The 21662-nt window shown below is 39.1% G+C and carries 20 protein-coding genes and 1 riboswitch; of the genes, 4 read left to right on the top strand and 16 right to left on the bottom strand.

The window, feature by feature from the left end; genetic code table 11:
- Window positions 1-277 precede the first annotated feature (277 nt).
- The 13 genes from guaA to leuS form a co-directional block, all read right to left on the bottom strand.
- Window positions 278-1822 (bottom strand): glutamine-hydrolyzing GMP synthase, encoded by a 1545-nt coding sequence (gene guaA / locus IEU71_RS05620; RefSeq protein WP_036086242.1) that lies wholly within the window; start codon window positions 1820-1822, stop codon window positions 278-280.
- A gap of 3 nt (window positions 1823-1825) precedes the next feature.
- Entirely contained in the window at window positions 1826-2812 is a 987-nt protein-coding gene (locus IEU71_RS05615) for an IMP dehydrogenase (protein ID WP_004913718.1), read from the bottom strand.
- A 19-nt stretch (window positions 2813-2831) separates the two neighbouring features.
- Complete coding sequence (gene guaB / locus IEU71_RS05610; RefSeq protein WP_004913721.1) at window positions 2832-3965, bottom strand: IMP dehydrogenase; 1134 nt, start codon at window positions 3963-3965, stop codon at window positions 2832-2834.
- Between the two features lie 183 nt (window positions 3966-4148).
- Window positions 4149-4245, bottom strand: a riboswitch (purine riboswitch).
- 74 nt (window positions 4246-4319) lie between these two features.
- Window positions 4320-5603 (bottom strand): C40 family peptidase, encoded by a 1284-nt coding sequence (locus tag IEU71_RS05605; protein WP_004913724.1) that lies wholly within the window; start codon window positions 5601-5603, stop codon window positions 4320-4322.
- A gap of 200 nt (window positions 5604-5803) precedes the next feature.
- Window positions 5804-5989 carry a 2-hydroxymuconate tautomerase gene (gene thmT, locus IEU71_RS05600; protein WP_004913726.1) on the bottom strand — a complete coding sequence of 62 codons (186 nt, stop codon included), beginning with the start codon at window positions 5987-5989 and terminating at the stop codon, window positions 5804-5806.
- A 26-nt stretch (window positions 5990-6015) separates the two neighbouring features.
- A complete protein-coding gene (locus IEU71_RS05595) occupies window positions 6016-6999 on the bottom strand; it encodes a YitT family protein (RefSeq protein WP_004913729.1) in 984 nt (327 codons plus the stop codon).
- A 124-nt stretch (window positions 7000-7123) separates the two neighbouring features.
- Window positions 7124-8341, bottom strand: coding sequence for an OFA family MFS transporter (locus IEU71_RS05590; RefSeq protein WP_004913732.1), 1218 nt, complete (start codon window positions 8339-8341; stop codon window positions 7124-7126).
- Window positions 8342-8565: 224 nt separating this feature from the next.
- Entirely contained in the window at window positions 8566-9459 is an 894-nt protein-coding gene (gene htpX, locus IEU71_RS05585) for a zinc metalloprotease HtpX (RefSeq protein ID WP_004913735.1), read from the bottom strand.
- On the bottom strand, window positions 9459-10007 hold the full coding sequence (locus tag IEU71_RS05580; protein WP_036066952.1) for a LemA family protein: 549 nt from the start codon (window positions 10005-10007) through the stop codon (window positions 9459-9461). The genes htpX and IEU71_RS05580 overlap by 1 nt, the downstream gene beginning before the upstream one ends.
- Before the next feature lie 10 nt (window positions 10008-10017).
- Entirely contained in the window at window positions 10018-10932 is a 915-nt protein-coding gene (locus tag IEU71_RS05575) for a hypothetical protein (RefSeq protein WP_004913741.1), read from the bottom strand.
- Window position 10933: 1 nt separating this feature from the next.
- Entirely contained in the window at window positions 10934-11782 is an 849-nt protein-coding gene (locus tag IEU71_RS05570; RefSeq protein WP_004913744.1) for a hypothetical protein, read from the bottom strand.
- 114 nt (window positions 11783-11896) lie between these two features.
- Window positions 11897-13840 (bottom strand): putative polysaccharide biosynthesis protein, encoded by a 1944-nt coding sequence (locus IEU71_RS05565; RefSeq protein WP_004913747.1) that lies wholly within the window; start codon window positions 13838-13840, stop codon window positions 11897-11899.
- 91 nt (window positions 13841-13931) lie between these two features.
- Complete coding sequence (leuS, locus tag IEU71_RS05560) at window positions 13932-16358, bottom strand: leucine--tRNA ligase (protein WP_004913750.1); 2427 nt, start codon at window positions 16356-16358, stop codon at window positions 13932-13934.
- 388 nt (window positions 16359-16746) lie between these two features.
- Between leuS and IEU71_RS05555 the strand changes: the two genes are divergently transcribed.
- Genes IEU71_RS05555 through IEU71_RS05545 form a run of 3 tightly spaced genes read left to right on the top strand, consistent with a single transcriptional unit; the run spans window position 16747 to window position 18621 of the window.
- The gene (locus IEU71_RS05555) at window positions 16747-17346 is read left to right on the top strand and encodes a phosphatase PAP2 family protein (protein WP_158082422.1); all 600 of its coding nucleotides are present in this window, start codon (window positions 16747-16749) and stop codon (window positions 17344-17346) included.
- Window positions 17330-17851: a hypothetical protein gene (locus tag IEU71_RS05550; protein ID WP_004913756.1), complete on the top strand. Its 522-nt coding sequence runs from the start codon at window positions 17330-17332 to the stop codon at window positions 17849-17851. Before IEU71_RS05555 ends, IEU71_RS05550 begins: the two co-directional genes overlap by 17 nt.
- A 2-nt stretch (window positions 17852-17853) precedes the next feature.
- Entirely contained in the window at window positions 17854-18621 is a 768-nt protein-coding gene (locus IEU71_RS05545; protein ID WP_004913759.1) for a peptidylprolyl isomerase, read from the top strand.
- 35 nt (window positions 18622-18656) lie between these two features.
- On the opposite strand, the gene IEU71_RS05540 is transcribed toward IEU71_RS05545, so the two are convergent.
- Window positions 18657-19097: a universal stress protein gene (locus IEU71_RS05540; protein WP_004913761.1), complete on the bottom strand. Its 441-nt coding sequence runs from the start codon at window positions 19095-19097 to the stop codon at window positions 18657-18659.
- 119 nt (window positions 19098-19216) lie between these two features.
- Window positions 19217-19951 (bottom strand): amino acid ABC transporter ATP-binding protein, encoded by a 735-nt coding sequence (locus IEU71_RS05535; protein WP_004913764.1) that lies wholly within the window; start codon window positions 19949-19951, stop codon window positions 19217-19219.
- Between the two features lie 139 nt (window positions 19952-20090).
- On the opposite strand from IEU71_RS05535, the gene IEU71_RS05530 reads away from it, so the two are divergent.
- A complete protein-coding gene (locus tag IEU71_RS05530) occupies window positions 20091-20228 on the top strand; it encodes a hypothetical protein (RefSeq protein ID WP_004913767.1) in 138 nt (45 codons plus the stop codon).
- A gap of 86 nt (window positions 20229-20314) precedes the next feature.
- Here the strand turns inward: IEU71_RS05530 and tuf are convergent, their stop codons facing one another.
- On the bottom strand, window positions 20315-21502 hold the full coding sequence (gene tuf, locus IEU71_RS05525) for an elongation factor Tu (protein ID WP_004913772.1): 1188 nt from the start codon (window positions 21500-21502) through the stop codon (window positions 20315-20317).
- Window positions 21503-21662: the final 160 nt, after the last annotated feature.

The following is a 21662-nucleotide window of genomic DNA, read 5'->3' as shown; positions in this document are numbered from 1 at the left end:
TTTTAGACAATTACCATTAAAGGCGCTGCGGCTTTTTTATTCAAGTGTTCGGTTTAATTTTACAATCTACCATATATCATGCCTCATTTAATTTTCAAATATCGTCTTTTCTTGCTGATACTCACTATTAAAATGACAAGATTTCATCGTTATCGATTAATTATCATGTTGCCTAATTGATAAATTGCATATTCATTAACTATAAAAAGCAAACATGTTGTCCATGTTTGCTTTTAAAAATTTAAAACGTAAAAAACTTTTGTTTTGATTAGTTGGGTTATTCCCACTCAACAGTTGCCGGTGGCTTAGCGGTAATATCATACACGACACGGTTAATATGTCCTACTTCATTAACGATTCGTGCTGAGATTTTTTGAAGTAATTCCCACGGAATATGAGCAAAGTCAGCCGTCATACCATCAACAGATGTGATTGCGCGAATAGCAATTGTATAATCATACGTACGGTAATCACCCATCACACCGACCGAGCGGACACCAGTTAATACGGTGAAATATTGCCAAATATCACCTTCAAGACCAGCTTTAGCAATTTCATCGCGTAAAATCCAATCCGAATCACGCACAATTTCTAATTTATCTTCGGTAATATCGCCAAGAATACGGATACCCAGCCCTGGTCCTGGGAAAGGTTGACGCCAAACCATTTCATGAGGCATATTCAACTTTTCACCTAACTCACGAACTTCATCCTTGAATAAAGTATTAAGAGGTTCAATCAACTTAAATTGCATGTCTTCAGGTAACCCGCCAACATTGTGGTGAGACTTAATAGTTTGTGCAGTATCTGTACCCGACTCGATGACATCTGTATACAGTGTGCCTTGTGCTAAAAACTCAATCCCATCAAGTTTTTTAGCTTCATCATTGAAAACTTGAATAAACTCATTACCAATAATTTTACGTTTTCTTTCCGGATCTGTTACACCAGCTAACTTGTCCAAGAAACGCGATTGTGCATCAACTTTGATAATATTCAGACCAAATTTACCACCAAGCATGGACATGACTTGTTCAGCTTCATTTTTACGCAACAAACCATGATCTACAAAAATGGAAGTTAATTGATTCCCGATTGCACGATGCAATAAAACTCCAACAACGGAAGAATCAACACCACCTGACAAACCAAGTAGCACTTTTTTATCACCAACGATTTCACGAATTTTGGCAATTTGATCATCAATGAACCCACTCATGTCCCAATTTGCCGTCGCACCAGCAATATCTTTAACAAAGTTCTGCAAGATTTGCTTTCCGTTCTCCGACAATGTTGTCTCGGCGTGGAATTGGACACCATAGAGACGTCGCTTCTCATCAGCAATGGCTGCAATCGGTGTTTTGTCCGAACCACCAATTACTTCAAATCCTGCCGGCAATGCGGTCACATTATCAGAATGGCTCATCAGAACCGTCTGTGAAACTGGCGTATTCGCCAAAAGTCGCCCCGCGTGTTCAGTATGATTTAAAATTGTTTGCCCAAATTCACCATTACCTGGATTTGCTTCGACTTTTCCACCTAAGTTTTGCGCCATTAATTGCATGCCATAACAAACACCCAAAACAGGGACACCTAACTCAAATATTTCATTATCAATTGTAAAAGCATTTTCTTCATAAACGGATTTAGGACCGCCAGAAAGAATAATTGCCTTTGGATTGTAATCTCTAATTTCTGAAGCCGTCATTTTTCGTGACTTTAATTCAGAAAAGACACCCATTTCTCGAATACGACGAGTAATGAGTTGATTATATTGACTACCGTAGTCAAGAACTAAAACTTTATCTAGTGCGTCAGCCATGAATTATCCTTTCGCGTAGTTAGGGGCTTGCTTGGTGATTTCAACATCATGCGGATGTGATTCACGAAGGCCATTATCTGTAATCTGCACAAACTTAGCATGTAATTTTAAATCTTGAATTGTTGCAGACCCAGTATAACCCATACCAGCCCGAAGGCCACCATCAGTTTGGAAGATGGCATCATCAATTGCCATATCACCGCCCTTAAACGAGCCATCTGCTTCCAGAACTTCTCCTTTTAAAAGATCCGAAACAAGCGTTGCATCTGCACCAGCAGCCAATGCTTTCACGACATCCCCAGAGTAATGAACACCGCCAACAGCAATGACTGATTTGTTGTCATAATTAGATGCTACATCTGCTATACCCATCGTCACTGTCAAAAATGGATAAGTCAAATCATTTGGCAAGGATGAATTGACACAGCGTCCTGCTAGAACCGCGTCGGCACCAGAATCATAGATTTGTGCAGCTACATTTGGATCCTCTATAACACCAACAGCTACCAACAACTGTGGATATGCTTGTCTAGTTGCCTTTATGATTGTTATTACACTATCATCCAAATCAGCGTGTAAATAGAAGAAAATAGCGTTCACACCAGCATTTACCAAGGCGTCTACACGCTTGCTAGCGTCAGCACCCAACCAAACTTCAGCACCAACAACCAATTTTCCTTGATCATCTGTCAAAGCATTTGGAAATTTTTGTTCATCGATGACAGTAGATTTTGCTGACTTGACTAGTTCAACTTGTTCATCCACTGATTCTTGTTGCACAAAGATACCCAAGCCACCATTAAGTGCAATTGGTACAACCCGTTCATCTGTTTCAGAATCATACGCTTCAGAAATTAGTGGTATATTTAATTTGAAATTTGGTGCTAATTGACTTGTTAATGAGACTGTATGTGGTAAAACATTTGAGGCGCCTGGTACAAGTAAAGCTTGATCATAACCTAGGCCAATAAATTGAGTTGATTCAGACATGATTTCTCCTAAGATTAATTTAAAAAAGAGTGGGTGCTTTTTGTGTCAAAATGGCTTCAAAATCAACAGCTTGAGTAGATTTTGCTAAATGATCATTTGCCACTAGTCCAGCTACCGCTGATTCACCTACTGATGCCATTTCTTGACGCATACCTGTCAAAATACCATTTAACACATCAACCAATGCGCCTTTATAGGCAACTCTAGCTTCAATACCTTCTGGCACCATCTTATTTGCTTCATTAACTTCGCCTTGAAAATAACGATCTTTTGAGCCATTTTCCATAGCAGCAATCGACCCCATACCACGATAACTTTTGTATAGGCATCCGTTATCTTCAAACGAATCGCCTGGTGTTTCTTCTGTACCAGAAAACATTGACCCCAACATCACAGCATTACCACCAGCAACCATTGCTTTGACAATATCTTCAGGTGTTTTGGCACCACCATCAGCTATGATTTTTTTCCCCCGCGAAGCGGCTTCTTTGGCGGCCTCACGTACAGCAGAGATTTGCGGTACACCAATACCTGCTACAACTCGAGTCGTGCAAATTGAACCAGGACCAATACCAACTTTGACAACATCTGCTCCGGCATCATATAGGGCAGCAGCCCCTTCGCGCGTCGCAATATTACCAGCAATAATATTAAGTTCTGGGAAGGCATTACGAACTTCTGAAACCTTACGCAAAACACCTTCTGAGTGCCCATGAGCGGAATCTAAAACAATGGCATCAACACCAGCTTCTGCCATAGCAGCAACGCGATCAACAGTATCATTTGTCACACCAACTGCACCAGCAACTAGCAAACGGCCTTTAGCATCCACGGCAGCTTGGGGATAATCTTGTCGTTCAAATTTTGCTGTCTTAACTTGGAGCACCTGCTCCGCCTGTTGGGCAATCGTCATATTCTTATGAATAACACCCAATCCACCCAATTTAGCAATTTCAATGGCAAATCGTGCCTCAGTTACAGTATCCATCGCTGCCGAAAGCAGTGGGATATGTAAATTCAACGTTGGTGTCAACTCGGTTTCCAGATTAACCTGATCGACCTTAACTGCCGAATTTTCCTCTGGCACTAGCTTGACATCTTCAAACGTTAATCCCATTGGGACAAATTTACCTTTTGAATTAAACTTTTCCATCATATTCTCCAAAAAAATTTATACTTGTAAATCCCATCGTCATTCATTGTGACACACACTAAGAAATCGACATGATATACATTCGCTAATCAGGCCTTTTTGCCAACACAATTGTCAACAGATCCGCCAAAAAATAAAAATAAAAAAACACTTGGGATACACAGATCCACAAATGCTTTTGAACGGTCAAAAACACTTGCGGATAGTCACGTCATTTGGTGCGTGGTAGAGACTGCTGGCCATTTTCCAGCACTATATCTGCAAAGTAATGTTTTAATTATTGGTTTCATGTTACACGCTTTTATGAGAAAAAGCAACTGGTTATATCAGAACAAACAGTTGCTTTTGAGTAAATTATTGTATACTACCTGCAAAACTAGGCATAAAATTAGCTGAAATTGTTTCTACACGCACGTTCATACCTGGTTGCGGTGCGGCAACATACTGATTTCCTCCAATATAAATGGCCACGTGATATGAAGCACCTTTGGTTCCCCAGAACAGCAGATCACCCGGCTGCGCTTGTAAAACTGCCTTTGTTTTTGTGTAAGATTCCTGTAAAACGGATGAATGTGGCAACGAGATACCAGCCGCCTTTTCGAATACATAACTGACCAAACCAGAGCAATCAAAACCAGTTTGGGGTGTATAACCAGCCCAAACGTAGGGAATGTTTTGAGTTGCTAACTGCTTAGCTAATGAAACAATGGCAGCACTAGCAGTTGTAACGTTTTGGTTGGCTGCTGGTGCCACAGACTCTGATTGCTCAGACTGTGATGCAGATGATGAAGCACTAGCACTTGAGCTTTGCGCTGCAGAAGCCGTAGAGTCTTGGCCTGCCTCACTTACAACAGACGATGTAGTAGATTCCGATACTGTGCTAGCATCTGGTATATTAGCAGATGACGATGTGCCTGTTGTTACCACATCTGTATCATCACTACTTTCAGTAGCTGTTACAGGTGTCGTTGGAGTAGCCTCGCTAGCCACTGATGTCGGAGCAGCTGCGCTTGAAGTTGAAACATTTTGAGTTACCGGTGCAGCACTGGCTGTCGAAGTAACCATTGATATTGCCTGAGCAGAATCAGCATTTGCCTCAGTACCATCCGTCTCATTGGCCGAATCTATCTCTGTGCTGCCAGCATTAGTGTCTATTGCGCTGTCTGAACTGCCAACTGTTGAAGCAGTTTCAACTACTTCGGGTGCTACAGACGTAGCATTCTGAGTTGCTGGTTGATCTGTCGGCAACGTCAAAACTTGACCAGCAGAAATCAAATCAGAATTATTGTTGTTGGCAACTAATGCGTCAACACTGACTTTATGGTCTTGAGCAATTGACCAGAGTGAATCACCTGCTTTGACACGGTATGTCGTTGCTTTCTTTTTAGTATTGGTTTGGGCAGCTTTTGTTTCTGCTGGCGTATTGACATGTAGCACTTTATCTTTTGGAATCGTCAAATTTGCCTTTGACAAACTGACCTCATTCGATTGCGCTAAGCCAGTTGCTTCAGCAACTGAGCTTACGGCTTTATCCACTGCGTTTTTTACTTGGTCAGCATTGACGATACTTGAACCAACGCCAACAAGACCGAGCACACCAAGGCCAGAAGCAATAATTTTTTTATCCAGACGTTCCATATATTCACCCTTTCCGCCTATATCAAAGTAGCCATAGCTACTTTGATAAAATTCTCAAATCTTAAGTTTCTCTTAACATATTAAGTTTATCATGTAAAACCTTAAGAAAATACCAAAAATTGATTATTTCATCAAATTGTCACATTTTGATAACATTACGAAAAAAAAACAACCCCGTAGGGGTTGTTTTGCTAAATAACTTATTGGTCACTTTTAAGAACACCGCCGACTGCGTAATGATCTTTTGGCATTTCTCTTAAAATAACATGTACTGCTTCGCGTGAAGCCCCGGCATCCGTAACGATTACATCGGTAATATCTTTAACCATTTTAGCGAGTTGTTCGTGTGAACGTCCTTCTAGTAATTCAACTTGTACGATAGGCATAAATAGCCCTCCTTAATATTTAAAATCTATTTTACCTGATTATCGTTCACATTTTCAAGTTGAGATTCTAATTGTTTCTCTGCTTCAATCTGTGCCTCAATCGTTTCAACTTTTGGAACAGCAATAGCTTTTTTCATTTGTAATTGTCTGTCAGAATCTAAAAACTCACCAGAAACATTAACTGTGTTCAATAAGTTAACAAAGGCCTTAGGATCAGCGCGATGGACAATTTCTTGCATTTCAAATAATTCGTAACGAGAAATCACCATCATCAAGGTAGTTGATTCTCTTTTTGTGTAAGCACCTTTGGAGGGCAGGATAGTAATACCACGTATCAAATCCTTATGAAGCGCTTCTACAACGTCATCCCCTTTTGCGGTGACAATCATCGCAGTTAGTTTCTGATATCCTGTATACAGAGTATCCACAACTCGACCTGTTGCGTAAATACCAATTAACGTAAATAGGGCATTCTGCCAACCAATGAAGAAACCGGCAACAATAACCACAACACAGTTAATAATATTCATTAACGCGCCCACAGACTTACCGGTTCGCTTTTGAACAACCATTGCAACAATGTCCATACCACCAGTCGAAAAACCGTATCGCATCGCTAAACCAATTGCAACACCTAACAGCAATCCACCAAATAATGCTGCCAGCATTGGATCAGTCGTCAACGCTTTTGTGGGTGCTAAAATTTGAATAATTGACACAAATATGGCATTTAAAAAACTTAAGATTGTAAACTTTCCACCGATTAATTTCCAACCAACAATTCCGATTGGCACGTTAAATACCATCATAAACGTTCCAGTTTGAACATTCATATGAAGAGTATGTTGCGCAAATAACGATAGCAACTGCGAAATACCATTAAAGCCACTTGAAAAAATATTATTAGGAATTAAAAACGCGTTCAATGAAATAACTTGAATGATAGAACTGGCAATAAATACGACAGCTGTTAAAAAGATTTTTCGCCAATTAAATTGAATATTTGTCATTGATATGATTCTCCTAAAATACGTGGTCACTTACCTACTAATCATATCAAATTGTATTTGTTTTGTATGCTTTTTAAATGAAATTAGTCACCAGAAAGTAGAATTAATTCAGACATATTTAACGCTAAACGATTAACATTTGGGTTGGTTTCACCATAAATCGTGAAATCAAATAGGCGATGACATACAAAATGCTAATTGCCAAAAAAACAGTTTGGTATGGCATACCTAAGACGTGCACAATATAACTCGCTAACTGATTACCAGAAAGTCCAGCTGCTGCCCATGCAGTGAGGGCTAACCCATGGATTTTAGAGATTGCTTTCATACCAAAGCGATCTGCTAGTAGAGGTGGCAAGGCAGAAAAGCCACCACCATAACCAGCATTAATTAAAAAGAATGTCCCAACCAATACAACAGGCATTAAAAAGTTACCGCTAGGCAAAAAATAAGATAACAATGACATCACGATTGAAATGCCAAAAATCAACTGATAAACACTGTTTCTATCTTTAAGTCGATCAGATAATGTCGCAAATCCAATTCGACCTGAAGCATTGAAGAAAGCATCAATACTCAAGATTGTTGTGATTGCACCAATTGAGAATACTGCACTCCCACTTTGTAACGTCAAATTCGATAAAATATCTTTTTCTTGGGAAATAATCGCTAAACCAGCCGTTATATTCAGATAAAACATCAACCAAATTCCAACAAATGTCATGTTCCCCATTAATTTTAATGGTTGAAATGGTGTTTGTAGCGGTTTCTCTTGCCAATCAATTGGTTTATGAATCAGCAGCGTACCAATCAACATCATAAGTGCAAAAACAACTGATAACAAGATAAACATCTGCCATAAACCGATAGATTTTTGCAGCGTCATCATAACCGGTGAAAACACCATTTTAGCGAGACCGAATCCAGCAACCGCCAAGCCGGTTCCCAATCCCTTATTATCTTTAAACCACAACATTAAATTTTTAACTGGGGTTAGATACCCAATTCCTAATCCAATACCCATGACAATCCCATAAAAAATATAAATACCGATTAATGACCGTTGTTGAATACTGAAACCAGTTCCTAACATACCTGCAACAAAAAATAACGTTGCTAATAAGGCCGATCGTTTAATATTTTTTTCGACATAATGTCCCAGTACGGCAGCCGAAAGTCCTAAAAATAATATCGCGATGGAAAATGCCCATTCCACATCAGGCACACTGGCACCAATATAATCAGCGACTGACTGTTTAAAAACACTCCATGCATAGACAGTACCAATACTGCCATGAATTAGAAGTGCCGGTAAGGCTGCTCGTAGCCATTTATTTTCCATTGGATTCTTTCTCCTGTGTTATATTCTGAATTTGTTACTTTTATATTTAACCATATTTGCAATACGAATGTAAAGCATTTTACGTATATTATTTTCATAAAAGTTGTAAAATAACTTTTTTTACGAACTATAATCAGTTTATATTCTTTTTAAATAATATAAAAGCAAACTTTACCACATTACATCAAAAAAAAGCATCCATGAAATGGACGCTTTCGAAAAGATTACATTTTTTCCAACCGTGCAATCCGTTCTTCAATTGGTGGATGCGTATCGAATAAATGTTCTTTATTTTTTAAAGGGTTACTAATATACAGCGCTGCTGACGATGGATCAACATCTTGCATTGGTTCTGCACCGCCTAATTTACGCAAAGCTGATATCAATCCCTGTGGATTTCGTGTCAACTCAACACTACCGGCATCAGCAAGATATTCTCTATTTCGAGAAATAGCCATTTGTACGGCTACCGCAGCTAGTGGCGCGAGTACCATCATCAGAATCGAAAATATCATCAGAATTGCCTGCAAGCCACCGCTATTGTTGCGATCATTGTCTCTGCGCCGTTCCCCACTCCCCCAAAACCACCAGTTACCACCGATATTAGTTAGCAAAGTAATGGCGGCTGAAAGTGCTAATGCTATTGTAGAAATACGAATATCATAATTACGAACATGACTCATTTCATGCCCAATGACACCCTCCAACTCGCTTCGCGTCATTATACGCAAAAGACCTGTTGTTGCTGCTACTGCCGCGTGTTTGGGGTCATTACCAGTTGCAAAAGCATTGGGGCTTTCATCTGCAATCACAAATACTCTAGGCATAGGGACTTGTGCAACCATTGCCATGTCCTCTACGGCATGCCACAATTCTGGTTGTTGGTCAGCATTCGTTATTTCTTGACCATGATTCATAGCCATCACAACAGCAGTTGAATTACTAATCATTATTGCTGTGTAAACGGCACCAATAATAATCGCAGCTACAACACCATAAACCAAAGAATCAAGCAATAGATAACCCACGGCTGCACCCACGAGCGCAACCAGAACAAAAAAAGCCACTAATAACACAATGGTACGTCGTTTATTTGATTGTATTTGCTGATACAACATTAAAACTTAACCGTTGGTACTTCTTTCTCTGCTTCAGGCACTTGCAAAAACTCACTAGGCTGGAAATGATGCACACCGGCGACAATATTTGTAGGAAATGATTGCAATCTTGTATTGTAGTTGGCGGTAGTGGCGTTAAACAATTGTCGTGAATAAGCAATTTTGTTCTCAGTATTTGTAAGCTCTTCTTGGAGCTTGTTAAAATTAGTATTGGCTTTTAAATCTGGATAAGCTTCAGCACGGGCAAAGAAACCAGATAACACACCACTTAATTGATTTGAGGCGGCCATTTTATCTGCTGGAGTTGTTGCCGCTGCAACATCTTGACGCAACTGTGTTACTTTAGTTAATGTCTCGCTTTCGTGCTTGGCATATCCTTTAACTGTTTCAACCAGATTAGGAATCAAATCATTTCGGCGCTTTAATTGCACATCAATTTGGCTCCACGATTCTTGCGTTTGCATTCGAGCTTTCACAAGACCGTTGTATATAGCGATCCATGCTAACGCAATGACTGCTATAACTACTATTACGATGATTATTGTCATAATTTCCCTTTCATTCTACAAAAACTTCTCGATGATCTTTTAAACCAACCTGATCTATCCACATATTGTACCATTGTGCCAAAAAAGGCAATTGTTGAATCAGTGAATACAGTGTCACATCTTGGTTATTATCTATGATATCATAATGCCAAAAACTATGCCCCTTGTCATCACGATTTTGAATTATATCAAGTGTCACATCTCCAATTTTTAGCGTAGCACCTGTTTTTTGTCCTTGATGGCTTTTTAACACAAAATGCTGTTTTGCAGCCGCCACAAACAGACTATCAAGAACGTCAACCGGTAGGTCCTTACCTCTCATGGTCAAATCGAGGTTATTCTTGGCGTCAATCCCTATCACATCTACATCGTAATCCAATTCTTTCAGTTGTTCGGCAATACCTGTCAAACGCTGTTGGAACGATTTCAGGGCTGGCAAGCCGGCCAACTGTAATGCCTCTGTCTGAACCAATTGTGCAAATTGGTCGGTATCAAGGTAAAAGCGACGACGCGACATATCCCAATACAGTATTCGCAAATTTTGCGAAATTTCTTCGAGGTAATAACCACCCGCTACCAAAGGCGCTGCTGTGAATCGAAATGATGCATTTGGAAACTCAGCAAAATGAAGCTCCGCAACCTTTTGCAATTGAGGCAGTACGACGCTTGTCTCAGATAAAGAGGCCATGCTTGATAGCTTTGCAAAAGCAAGTGTCACCCAATGTGTACTTGGATACCAATGTTCACTAGCAACACGAAGAATTGTCGCTTCATGAACATCAAATTCAAGGATTTTATTAACGACTTCTAAGATATCAGCTGTTGTTTCAGCTTGAGACAATGTTTCCACTAATACCTGCCACCGTTGCATCACCATTAAATCTTTTTTTAATTGTTGCGCATACTCAAAATTATCGAAAGTCATATCACTTCTTCTGCAATAATGCGTTTAAATAATCTACATAAAGATGACTAATCTTTTCACCAAATGCTTTGACACTTTCAAAATAAGTTAAAATTTGTTCCAGCTCTAAGTGATGAATCGCATCATCTTTTTCTAATTTTAAAATTTCAGCTTGATGAGACTGTAATTTCTCTTTGACTTCAGGTACCCGTTGTTGAGAAGCAAGCAATAATTCACGTTTATTTTCAAGTTCTTCACGAGCTTTTTTATCGGTACGACCCAGTAAACCAGACTTATTTTCCTTCAATTGCGCCAATTGATCCTCAATCACTTGAACCTCAAGTTTTCGCTTCGTCTCATCATCTAAAAACGCCTGCAAACCCGTCATGATTTGCTTAATTTCACGGACTTGATTATCGTTATTGTTCACCCCATCTGGCAATTGCGAGACATTGTGCAAGGCCAACATCATCTTTTGATCAACCTCTAAGGTCAAAGCCAAAACATCAAGCGTGCCAATTTGACGATGGTTCCACCAATCACCTATAAAAACTTGATAAATTGCAGGTTCACCATCAATTGCTTCAAATTCTAGAAATTGAAAATGCACCTTTAAATAGTGAATCAATTCTGGCGCAAGAAAGGTGGCTAACTCATTGTGAATATCAGCAACCATCTGTGCTAGGCTGGCGTTACTGTCTGCATGCGCTCTTTGTCGAACTTGCTCATTAAATTGCTGAGAATCTAATAATTCATAAATTTGCGGCAACTGATGAGCCATAATTGCGGACTGTAACTGTCCGAGATACATTATCTTACTATCAAGCCGATTAATTAATTCCGGCTGCAATACAGTTTGTGATTCTGTCATTTGATATGCCTCCGTTGAAACAATAGTTTAAAACCTAATTTTAGCATACCGTATATAACGTCTAAAAAATACCATCTTTAGAATATTTTATGTTATAAAAAAAACGATGAACAATCATCGCTTTGGACGTAATATTTTTGGCACAAATCGCATCTTTGATCCTAATAAGTCATCGGCCACCCCAATACGAATATAGGCCATAATCAGAATAGCGCCACCGATGAATACTGCAACAAACGTTGTAATCGTTACTGATAACTTTGTATCCATCGGGAAGACAAAATTACTGAAAAAGAAAACAATTAGTCTGGCAATTACAGCCATCATAGCAGACGCAACAAACATACGCCATAGCTCGCGCCCGATTGTACTAAATGAAACACCGTACATTGACTTCAAAAAATCAAGCATATAGGCGATTGCAACAACCATGCCAATGACACTAGCCATTAAAGCACCCATTCCTTCAAAAAAACGAATTAACGGTATTTGCAAAACAATTTTAATTACAAATCCTGCTATAAAAGCTTTCATCACAATTGACACTTCTGATAATGCTTGTAGCACAAAAGATAGTAACATGAATAGACTAAATGCAATGGCTAAAATAGTCGAATATTGTAACAAATAGATACCGTCTTGATTTGAAGCCCCAATTGGATAAAACATTTTATATAACGGTCCAGCAACAGCATACATTCCCAATGCACTTGGCAACATGATTAAAGCAAATAATTTCATAACTTGCTTAAGTTGAGTTTGAATGTCAGCATGTGTTAATGTCGCTTTACTACCTGATAACATAGGCAAGGCAGTTGCCGCAATACTAGTTGAAAAAGGCACAATAATCATGATCAGTTTGTTGGGATTAGCACTGAACAAAGCAAACTGATTTAGTAATTCAGTATTAGAATTGGCAAAAAAATGGTTCATAATATCAAAGAAAGAATACTGATCAACCAGTTGGAAAAGCGTAATAGCTGATCCAATAATAATAAACGGCCATGATTCTCTTAAAATATTTAGAACTAGACCAAATGTTGGGGCGTGATGTGTCGGTTGCGCATTTTCAATTGGTTGCACCAAAATGTGACGATACCTGGCCCAGCCCCATATAAGAACCAACATACTGAAAATAGCACCGATAAACGCTGCAAAGGTTGATTGAACGACGACACCCGTCCAATTTGTAGGATTAGATTTTAGAATAACGACCGCTGTGATAAGCATATACGCGACTCGAGCAATTTGTTCAATAACTTGTGACATCGCTGACACACTCATTAATTGGTGCCCTTGAAAAATACCACGAATCATCGACATTAGCGGGAAAATTGCCACTGCAGGCGCCAACGAATGCAATACTGGTATTACATTAGCATTACCGTTAGATAACCATGGCGCCGCAATATATAAGATGGCGCCAAAGAGAATGCCTAAACCAATCCCAAGCCAAATTGATTGACGTGTGAGTTGCCGTGAACGATAAATATCATGTTTAGCAGCTAATTCCGCTACAATTTTAGAAATGGCCGCTGGAATACCAAACGTTGCAATGGCCAAAAAAACAGCATAAACATTATAGCCTTGTGTAAATAAACCATTTGCTCGGTTACCGTACACGCCCAACATCGCCATCCAAGGCAAAATGTACAATGCACCAAGAATACGTGACACCATGTTACCCACTGACAACCACGCGGAGCCTTTCACTAACGTCGCTTGGTTGTCACTGACAGCAGCTGTATCTGAAGGGGTTACAGGTTGTGATTGCGTATTTGAAGTCTCTGCTACTGTCAAACTGGGCTTCTTTTGAATGATTTTCTTACGTGCCTGATCATTTTTTTGCTTTAATAACGCAATATCAGCATTTGACATGACTGTTTTTTGATGAGACTGAGGGGCTACTCCACCGGAATGTGATGGTGACTGTTTGTTCTGCACACGCTTACGTGCACGAGCTAAAATTTCCTCAGCACTCAACATTTGTCCATCGACGTTAATTTTATCGACGCGATTTCCGCTATTGAGATTTTCTGGACGTTGATCATCCGACATATTTAGTGACCCCATTTTTTGATATGTACCCTCACCTAAGTGAGGATTTGCGCAACATTCTAAATTGACAAATGCCACAACATGTAATTTCTTAGCTTACTACAATATTAACAAACTTACCAGGAATCGCAATAACTTTACGAATTTCTTTGCCGTTAATGAAGTTTTGGACATTATCATCTGCTTTAGCAGCTTCGACCATAGCATCTTTGTCAATATCTATGGCGACAGTTGCCTTACCACGTACTTTGCCGTTGACCTGGAAAATAATTTCGGCTGTGTCTTCAACAAGTTGTTTTTCATCATATGTTGGCCAAGGTTCATAACTAACACCTTCCGTATGACCAAGTTTTTGCCATAACTCTTCAGCCAAAAATGGTGCAATCGGTGCTAACATTTGTACAAAGCCATTCATATACTGAATTGGCAAAGCATCTGATTTATAAGCTTCATTCACGAAAACCATCAATTGTGAAATAGCCGTATTGAAACGCATATTTTCTAAGTCGTCAGTTACTTTTTTCACCGTCTGATTATAAACTTTATCTAAATCACCAGGGTTAACTGTCGTTACGTGATCACGCAACTTTCCCTCATCATCAACTAGTAATCGCCAAACACGATCCAACCAACGACGTGAGCCAGCAACACCTTCTTCAGACCACGGTTTACTTTGTGTTAATGGTCCCATAAACATTTCATATACGCGTAGTGTGTCGGCACCATAATCATTAACAATCTCATCTGGATTAACCACATTGCCTTTTGATTTAGACATTTTTTCATGATTTTCACCTAAAATCATGCCTTGGTTAACAAGTTTTTGGAAAGGTTCTTTAGTAGGTACAACACCCAAATCGTACAAGAACTTATGCCAAAAACGGGCATACAATAAATGCAAAACAGCGTGTTCAGCACCACCAACATACAAATCAACATTCATCCAGTATTTCAACTTTTCTGGATCTGCTAAAACCTTTGAATTATGTGGATCCACATAACGCAGGAAATACCAAGAAGATCCCGCCCATTGTGGCATAGTGTTGGTCTCACGTCGTCCTTTAACACCATCTTCTCGTGTCACATTTAACCACTCAGTTGCATTGGCAAGTGGCGATTCTCCTGTTCCTGAAGGCTTCAACTGATCTTGTGTCATTTCTGGCAGACGAAGTGGCAACTCTTCCTCAGGTACGAGAGTTTGTGTCCCGTCTTCCCAATGAATGACAGGAATCGGTTCACCCCAATAGCGTTGGCGAGAGAAAATCCAGTCTCTCAATCGGTAATTGACTTGTTTATGTCCTGCGTGATTGTCTTCCAACCATTCAATCGCTTTATCAATAGCCTCTTGCTTGTTTAATCCGTCCAAAAATCCAGAATTGATATGCGTGCCATCACCAGTATATGCGGCTTCATTAACGTCGCCTCCAGCAATTATAGGTGTAATTGGCAAATCAAATTTCTTAGCAAAGGCATAATCACGTTCATCATGAGCTGGTACCGCCATAATTGCACCTGTACCGTATGACGCCAATACATAATCAGCAATCCAAATTGGCAATTTTTCGCCATTTATAGGGTTAATACCGTAAGCACCAGTGAAGGCGCCCGTCTTGTCTTTATTAAGATCAGTCCGCTCAAGATCAGACTTTGTGGCAACAATCTCCTGATATGCAGCAATTGCTTCTGCTTGATCTGGTGTTGTAATTTTTTCAATTAGGTCGTGCTCGGGCGACAGCACCATATATTTAGCGCCGAAGAGCGTATCAGGTCGTGTGGTGTAGACTTCGATTTCGTCATCAAAACCATCAACTTTGAAGTTAACAGAAGCACCAGTTGATCGACCAATCCAATGCCGTTGTTGTTCTTTAATCGCTTCAGGCCAATCTAAATCTTCTAAATCATCTAACAAACGATCTGCATACGCAGTAATACGCAAAACCCATTGCTTCATAGGTTTGCGATAGACAGGATAACCACCACGTTCAGTCTTACCGTCAACAACTTCTTCATTGGCAACAACAATGCCACCACCCGGAAAATCTGGGGCCCAGTTAACCATAATCTCATCTTCGTAAGCCAAACCCTTTTCGTACAACTTTTCAAAAATCCATTGTGACCACTTATAGTATTCTGGATCGGTTGTATTAATTTCTCGTGACCAGTCAATCGAAAAACCTAAAGACTTGATTTGCTTTTTAAAAACTTGGACATTTTTATTTGTAAAACCAGCTGGATTATTACCAGTTTTGATAGCATATTGTTCAGCCGGCAACCCAAAAGCATCCCAACCAATTGGATGTAATACGTTGAAACCATTGGCGCGCTTGTAACGACTAACAATGTCTGTTGCCGTATACCCTTCTGGATGTCCAACATGCAGCCCTTGCCCTGAAGGATAGGGAAACATATCCATCACATAATACTTTGGTTTATCTGATTGATCTGGCGCTTTAAAAGTTTGATTATCCTCCCAATATTTTTGCCATTTATGCTCAATTTCTTTGTGATTATATGCCATAATTTATTCCTTTGTGTGCTTTATTTAAGTTGGAACATCAAGAAACCGTTAGATTAACCACCTTCAAATAAAAAAACCTATGCCATGCAAAAAAGCATGACATAGGGTGAAATTTGAATTCACGGTACCACCTATGTTCACGTACGACTACGTCTCTAATTGCCTTAACGCGAGCATACGTTACAGACTACTTGACATTTCACCCGTAATTCAGTCAACCGAGTTCCGTATTTTGTTTGATAAGTTTACAGCGCCACTTATTCTCTACAACCCCGCCATACTTACTAATGTTGACTGTAATGCTTTCATTATATCACATCTTTACGCAATCGGGTATAATCATTATATGCGTAAAATACAAAAAATTTCTATTCTCCCTTGCATATCTTTGGCAGTTTTTATTACTTTAACAGTTGGTGTTTTATTAAAAGCTAAGTTCATTCAGCAATTTGACAACTTTGGGCAGCAATTAATTCAACATTACGATCATAAACATAATTGGTTTTTCACGACGATTACTAGTATTGGTAATGTCAGTTGGAGTGCAATTATTCTGATAACTATTTCACTTTGGCTCATCTACCACCATTTTTATCGCGAAACACTATTTATTGGATTTAATGTGATTGTGTTTGCAGGATTAAGCAATCAAATTGTTAAAAACATTATCACCCGACCGCGCCCAACACCTCATTTAGTCCCTACATCTGGATTTAGTTTCCCGTCTGGTCATGCAATGGTATCTGTTTTGTTGTATGGTAGCTTGATTATCATCTTACATCGCCATCTAAAGTCTAATTGGCAACGTCGTGTAGCTTCCTGCTTATTACTTGGATTAATTATTTTAATTCCCATTAGTCGTGTTTATGTCAACGTTCACTACCCGAGTGATATAGTCGCTGGGATGGCAATTGCATACACAATGCTTTATATCAGTCAACAACTATTTTTTAACAATAAAGGAGTACCTGATGATTCCCTCAAGTAACACATTTACACATCAAATAATTGAACAAAATATTAAAATCGGTGATTTGGTTTTGGATGGAACAACAGCTAATGGCGTTAATACACGTTTTTTAGCAACACGCGTGGGCAACGAAGGTCACGTATTGAGCTACGCAACAACAAAAGATAACGCCAACGCCGCAGCCGCATCTCTCTTCATGAGCGGGCTATCAGAACGTGTCACTCTGCTTGGTCATAATCTGACGCAGCAATTAAGCACTGATATGGGTGAACGAAAACAAATTAGTATTGCAATTTTTGATTATTCATCTGATACAGAGAACACAAATGACAAACCACCACATTTTATCAATCAAATTGACTTGGTTTTGCCAAAACTAACACATGGTGGTCTCTTGATTACAAAATTTAATGCAACGCCAAAAGATTGGCTAGATTATTTGTCAGAACTTATTCCAGAAGATTTCAATCAAGCTAACTATACGACATCTGCAACTCAGACATTTATCATTGAAAGGATTTAATCATGAAAAAATTTGCACCACAAATCATAATGGCGGTGATTCTTGTACTACTAATTGCTGGTATTGTTGGCTACCAGCATTTCGCTAACTCAGCAAACTCAGCGACTTCAACCACAAAAAAGGATCCAAAGTTAGAAAAAGTTGCTTTGCCTCAATTGACTAATGCTGTATCTGAGAATGAAAGTGAAGTAACGCTGCATACGAGTTATGGCGATATCACTATCAAACTATTCAACAAATATGCACCATTAGCTGTTGAAAACTTTATCACCCATGCCAAACAAAGTTACTATAACAATACAATTTTTCACCGTGTGATTAACAACTTCATGATTCAGGGTGGTGACCCCAAAGGTGACGGCTCAGGCGGAGAGTCAATTTGGAAAGGTAAAGACAGCAGTATTGACAGTGGTAATGGTTTCAAAAATGAAATTAGCACATCACTTTATAATATTCGTGGCGCCGTATCAATGGCCAATGCTGGAGCAGACACAAATGGTAGCCAATTTTTCATCGTTCAAAATAAAAAGAATCTCTCAAAGCAAGTCGATGAAAATAATTACCCTTCAAAAATATATGATGCCTATAAAAAAGGCGGTGTGCCTAGCCTAGATGGTGATTACACAGTATTTGGTCAAGTAATCAAAGGCATGTCAGTAGTAGACAAAATTGCTGAAGCAAAGGTTGAAGACAGTAGTTCAGGAGAAGCTTCAAAACCAGTTGATCCTGTCAAAATTACGAACATCACGATTATTAAAGAGGCCAAATAAAAAACACCAAATGATTTTCAACATTTGGTGTTTTTTTACTTTTCAGAAGTACGCATGATGAGAACATCTGTATTAGCAACTTGTGTCACAAATGATGGAACAGTTCCCGCCATTGCCCGTTGTAGTCGACTCAACCCTGTTTCCCCAATCACAATCAAATCATTTTTGTGATCCTTAGGAAAATGTCGAGCAATAACTTGCTTTGGTGATCCAAAACGAACATGAACATCAACATCAGTGTGACCTAAACTCTGCGCATATTCATAAGCTTTGTTAATTGACGCTTCAGCATCTTGCTCCATTTGATAAACAACATCATCACTCATCGCAATTGAACCAAAATAGCCACCGCCATTGGTGTCAACAACAGTTAAAATGTCAATGTGTGCTTCTGGAGCAAATTCAACCACCTTTTTTATTAAAATGTTTGATACATCTGATCCGTCGATTGCTACTAAAATATTCTGATATGCCATGACCCAACCTCTTATCGTTCTTGATACTTTTATTATAACGCTATTTCTTCGAAAATGTAAGCGCTTTTACTAACTTACATCATTTTCAGTAAATTTAAGTATCAACCGCAATCAAGAGATTATAGAACTTTCTGTAAAAAATCTTGTGCGCGTTCTGTTTTGGGCGTTTCAAAGAAAGTTTTAGGTTCAGCAATTTCCTGAATGCCGCCATCAGCCATAAACCAAACTTTATCTGCAACTTCTCGGGCAAATCCCATCTCATGTGTGACCACAATCATTGTCATGCCATCCTCAGCCAATTGTTTCATTACCGCCAATACTTCACCAACCATTTCTGGATCTAATGCACTAGTCGGTTCATCAAAAAGCAACATATCTGGAGACATGGCCAATGCACGTGCGATTGCAACACGCTGCTTTTGTCCACCAGAAAGGCTTGCGGGATATTGGTCCGCCTTGTCAGAAAGTCCGACCTGCGTCAATAACTGCTTGGCTGTTTCTGTGGCAATTTTATCATCTTGCCCCTTAACTTTAAGGGGTGCTAATTTAATATTTTCAAGAACTGTCAGATTTGGGAATAGATTGAACCCTTGAAAAACCATACCCATTTTTTCACGCAATTGATCAAGCTGATTTTCATTTAAACTAGTCAGTTGGTTTTCCTCAAACAAAACCTCGCCACTTGTTGGTTTATCTAACATATTGATAGCTCTCAAGAATGTTGATTTACCAGCACCTGATGGTCCAATGACAGCAATTACCTCGCCTTTCTTTACATTAACGTTAATATCTTTAAAAACTATTTTGTCACCAAACTTTTTTGTTAAATTTTCAATCACCAATAAATCAGCCATATCGCTCTCCGTTTCGAATTATTAATTTATATTATACATGATTATCATATATATGCAGTTTATATACATAATAATTTGAATAAAATGTATATTTTTGCATAAAAAATAATGTAAAATTAAGAAAAAGTGGAGGATCATAATGGCAAAAATTGTTAATCGTGAAGAAACACAAACAACCCCGATAGATGACTTATTCATTTTACCAAATGAAAAGGAAGATGATGTTGCACGAACAGCTGCTTTAGGACGAGACAGCGAGACTGAGACACATAAATAATCACACCAAACAAGTATGCAATAGCATACTTGTTTTTTTATAAAAAAAAAGGACACGCAATGCATGTCCTTGTAAAACTAATAATATTAGTCTTCGATTTCAGTAACTGTACCGGCACCAACAGTGTGGCCACCTTCACGAACAGTAAACTTCAAACCTTGTTCGATGGCAACTGGTGAGATCAATTCGATTTCGAATGTCACTTGGTCACCAGGCATAACCATTTCAACACCTTCTGGCAACTCAACAACACCAGTAACATCTGTTGTGTGGAAGTAGAATTGTGGACGGTAGTTTGTAAAGAATGGTGTGTGACGACCACCTTCTTCTTTGCTCAAAACATAAACTTCGGCTTTGAACTTCTTGTGTGTTTGAATTGAACCTGGCTTTGCCAAAACTTGACCACGTTCGATTTCGTTACGATCAACACCACGCAACAATGCACCAATGTTGTCACCCGCTTGAGCTTCTTCCAAAGTCTTACGGAACATTTCGATACCAGTTACAGTAGTCTTCTTAACTTCATCCTTCAAACCAACGATTTCAACTTCAGTACCAGTAGTCAATACACCACGGTCAACACGACCAGAAGCAACTGTTCCACGACCAGTAATTGTGAAGACGTCTTCGACAGGCATCAAGAAAGGCTTGTCAGTTTCGCGCTTTGGTTCTGGAATGTATGAATCAACAGTATCCATCAATTCTTCGATAACCTTAACTTGTTCAGGGTCACCTTCCAAAGCCTTCAATGCTGAACCCTTGATAACAGGAATATCATCACCAGGGAATTCATATTCAGACAAAAGTTCACGAACTTCCATTTCAACCAAGTCGATCAATTCTTCATCATCAACCAAGTCTGTCTTGTTCAAGAACACAACAAGATAGTCAACACCAACTTGACGTGCCAACAAGATGTGTTCACGCGTTTGTGGCATAGGACCATCAGTTGCAGCGACAACCAAAATAGCACCATCCATTTGAGCGGCACCAGTGATCATGTTTTTAACGTAATCCGCGTGACCTGGGGCATCAATGTGGGCATAGTGACGCTTCTCAGTTTCGTATTCGATGTGAGAAGTGTTAATAGTGATACCACGTTCTTTTTCTTCAGGCGCGTTATCAATTTCAGCAAAATCAGTTGCTACTTTACCTTGCTTTTCAGACAATACCTTTGAAATAGCAGCAGTCAAAGTCGTCTTTCCGTGATCGACGTGTCCAATAGTACCAATGTTAACGTGGGGCTTAGTGCGAACGTAAGTTTCCTTAGCCAATGTAGTTTCCTCCAAAATTCATTTTTCAGTAATTCTGAAAAATGTTTATAAATATATTTTACAACGCAAGCCGTCAAAAGACAACAAGTAACTTGCATTTTTCCGGCTCTTGAAGCCAAAAATTATTATACCGACTTATTAAGAAAATGTAAACACTTTT

The organism is Leuconostoc falkenbergense (genome assembly GCF_014634805.1).
GTDB lineage: Bacteria > Bacillota > Bacilli > Lactobacillales > Lactobacillaceae > Leuconostoc > Leuconostoc falkenbergense.
Note: the sequence above shows the minus strand (reverse complement) of the source record. Positions and strands in the feature narration are given on the sequence as shown.

Excerpts from the sequence above, each read along its gene's own strand:
- guaA (WP_036086242.1), bottom strand. The coding sequence starts at position 1,822 with ATGGCTGACGCACTAGATAAAGTTTTAGTTCTTGACTACGGTAGTCAA.
- IEU71_RS05615 (WP_004913718.1), bottom strand. The coding sequence starts at position 2,812 with ATGTCTGAATCAACTCAATTTATTGGCCTAGGTTATGATCAAGCTTTA.
- guaB (WP_004913721.1), bottom strand. The coding sequence starts at position 3,965 with ATGGAAAAGTTTAATTCAAAAGGTAAATTTGTCCCAATGGGATTAACG.
- IEU71_RS05605 (WP_004913724.1), bottom strand. The coding sequence starts at position 5,603 with ATGGAACGTCTGGATAAAAAAATTATTGCTTCTGGCCTTGGTGTGCTC.
- thmT (WP_004913726.1), bottom strand. The coding sequence starts at position 5,989 with ATGCCTATCGTACAAGTTGAATTACTAGAAGGACGTTCACACGAACAA.
- IEU71_RS05595 (WP_004913729.1), bottom strand. The coding sequence starts at position 6,999 with ATGACAAATATTCAATTTAATTGGCGAAAAATCTTTTTAACAGCTGTC.
- IEU71_RS05590 (WP_004913732.1), bottom strand. The coding sequence starts at position 8,341 with ATGGAAAATAAATGGCTACGAGCAGCCTTACCGGCACTTCTAATTCAT.
- htpX (WP_004913735.1), bottom strand. The coding sequence starts at position 9,459 with ATGTTGTATCAGCAAATACAATCAAATAAACGACGTACCATTGTGTTA.
- IEU71_RS05580 (WP_036066952.1), bottom strand. The coding sequence starts at position 10,007 with ATGACAATAATCATCGTAATAGTAGTTATAGCAGTCATTGCGTTAGCA.
- IEU71_RS05575 (WP_004913741.1), bottom strand. The coding sequence starts at position 10,932 with ATGACTTTCGATAATTTTGAGTATGCGCAACAATTAAAAAAAGATTTA.
- IEU71_RS05570 (WP_004913744.1), bottom strand. The coding sequence starts at position 11,782 with ATGACAGAATCACAAACTGTATTGCAGCCGGAATTAATTAATCGGCTT.
- IEU71_RS05565 (WP_004913747.1), bottom strand. The coding sequence starts at position 13,840 with ATGTCGGATGATCAACGTCCAGAAAATCTCAATAGCGGAAATCGCGTC.
- leuS (WP_004913750.1), bottom strand. The coding sequence starts at position 16,358 with ATGGCATATAATCACAAAGAAATTGAGCATAAATGGCAAAAATATTGG.
- IEU71_RS05550 (WP_004913756.1), top strand. The coding sequence starts at position 17,330 with ATGATTCCCTCAAGTAACACATTTACACATCAAATAATTGAACAAAAT.
- IEU71_RS05545 (WP_004913759.1), top strand. The coding sequence starts at position 17,854 with ATGAAAAAATTTGCACCACAAATCATAATGGCGGTGATTCTTGTACTA.
- IEU71_RS05540 (WP_004913761.1), bottom strand. The coding sequence starts at position 19,097 with ATGGCATATCAGAATATTTTAGTAGCAATCGACGGATCAGATGTATCA.
- IEU71_RS05535 (WP_004913764.1), bottom strand. The coding sequence starts at position 19,951 with ATGGCTGATTTATTGGTGATTGAAAATTTAACAAAAAAGTTTGGTGAC.
- IEU71_RS05530 (WP_004913767.1), top strand. The coding sequence starts at position 20,091 with ATGGCAAAAATTGTTAATCGTGAAGAAACACAAACAACCCCGATAGAT.